This is a genomic window from Paraburkholderia strydomiana, assembly GCF_031456815.1.
Classification (GTDB): Bacteria; Pseudomonadota; Gammaproteobacteria; order Burkholderiales; family Burkholderiaceae; genus Paraburkholderia; species Paraburkholderia caledonica.
Genome location: NZ_JAVDVL010000039.1, coordinates 1 through 2129 on the forward strand (window position 1 = coordinate 1; position 2129 = coordinate 2129).

Annotated in this window: 1 protein-coding gene; it reads left to right on the top strand. The window is 65.9% G+C overall.

Going from position 1 to position 2129, the window contains the following annotated elements:
• The coding region (locus tag J2W46_RS34250; protein ID WP_310360445.1) for a condensation domain-containing protein at positions 1-2129 on the top strand (2129 nt) is incomplete at both ends.

Consider the following 2129-nt stretch of genomic DNA (forward strand, 5'->3'; position numbering starts at 1 on the left):
CACATGGTGCCGTCGTCGTATGTGGAGCTTGAGCGCTTTCCGTTGACGCCGAACGGCAAGCTCGATCGCCGCGCATTGCCTGCGCCGGAGGCGGTCGCTTCGAGCCGCGCGACTTATGTCGCACCGCACGGCAAAACACAGACAAAGCTTGCCGCGATCTGGCAACAGGTACTCGGCGTCGAGCGCGTCGGCGCACACGACGATTTCTTCCTCCTTGGAGGCCATTCCCTGCTGGCAGTGCGTGTCCTGTCGGCCGCGCGTAAAGAATTCGGCGACGCGCCCAGGCTGCGAGCAGTGTTCGAACATCCGCGTCTCGAAGACTTCGCGACGCTGCTGAGCGCCGCGCAATCCGCTGGAGCCGACGACGCGCAGAGGTCGGCGTCCGACGTTGCGGTTGCTGCTGATGGTGATGCTGCTGCGCTCTCCATCACCGCTGCCGCCACCGCCGCCGACATCGCCCGTCAAGCAGACGTCACCGCGCCAATGCCGCTTTCGCCGTCGCAGCAAAGCTTGTGGTTCCTGTGGAAGCTCGATCCTCAGAGCGTGGCATATCACGTGAACGGTGCGCTCCGGTTCGACGGCCAGCTCGACGTCGATGCGCTGCGTGCAGCGTTCGTCTCGCTAGGCAAGCGGCATCCGGCACTGCGGATGCGTTTCGCCGAGATAGAAGGCGTTCCATACCAGCGCATCGACGACGCATGCCGCAGCGAGATCCGCCTGCTCGATTTGCCGAACACGAACACGCACACCGAGACCAACGACACCAGCGAGGAAGCGCTGGCCGCGTGTCTCGGCGCGCTCGTTCGCACGCCGTTCGACCTGAGCGCCGAGCCGCCCGTGCGCGCGACGCTCGTGCGCATGGCCGACGACTGTCACGTGCTGCATCTGGTGCTGCATCACATCGTCAGCGACGACTGGTCGCTCGGTCTCCTGTTCGCCGATTTCTCGCGCCTGTATCGCGACTACTGCGCAGCGGGTCCTGCTGCGTCCGTGACATCTGTCGCGTCTATCGCCGACGATGAGAACATCGCCGCCACATCGGCCGCCGCTTATCGCGAACTGATATCGGCGCGCGCGGCTCGACTGACGCCCGAGCGCGAGTTGCAACAACTCGAATGGTGGCGCGCAGCGCTCACGAACGACGACGAGTCTCCCGCGACGCTTGCGCTGCCATACGATCGAACGCGCTCCGGCTCGCGCTGCGCGCCCGGCGCGCGTCATCGCGTGCGCGTGCCCGCCGGCACTGCGTATGCGTTGCGCGCGCTCGCAAGCGCACGTCGCGCGACGCTCTTCATGACGCTTCTCGCCGCAGTCGATGCGCTGCTTTACCGATACTCGGGCCAGTCCGACATTCGCCTTGGCGTGCCGCTCGCGGGCCGCGATCTGCCGGGAGCCGCGGACGTCGCCGGCTTCTTCGTCAACACTGTCGTGATTCGCACCGCGCCGCGCGGCGAAACGCGCGCGGCGCAACTCATCGACGATGTGCGTGAGCGGCTGCTCGGCGCTTACGCGAACCAGGATGTGCCGTTTGCGAGCGTCGTCAAGGCGGTGCAACCGGAGCGCGACCTGGCGCAGACACCGCTCTTTCAGGTGCTCGTCAATCAGCAACAGCGCCATGATCTCGCTGCATCGTTCGGCGAGGGACTGCGCGTGACGGTGCAGGAAGTCGACAACGGCGAGGCGCAATTCGATCTGATGCTCAATATCGCCGAGGCTGCCGACGGCGCGATCGACCTGGCGTTCACGTACGCGACTGACGTCTTCGACGCGTCCACCATCGAACGGTTAGCGCGTAATCTCACGGGCTTGCTTGAACAGTGGAGCGCGGCTCCCGATGCACGGATTGCATCGTTCGAACTGCCTGAACTCGGTGATCAACCGTCGCCACGTCTGCCGTCCACGTTCGCCTACGAACCGGTGACGGCGCGGATTGCCGCGCAGGCGCGCGCGCGGCCCGAAGCGATCGCGCTAATCGATGGCGATGAGCATGTGACGTATGCGCAACTCGATGTGTGGTCGCGCGCGATCGCGCATGAGTTGCGGCGTCTCGGCGCGACGGCGGAAACGCGCGTGGGCGTCGCAATGCAGCGCTCTGCTGCGCTGGTTGCGTCGCTGCTCGGCGTGCTGCG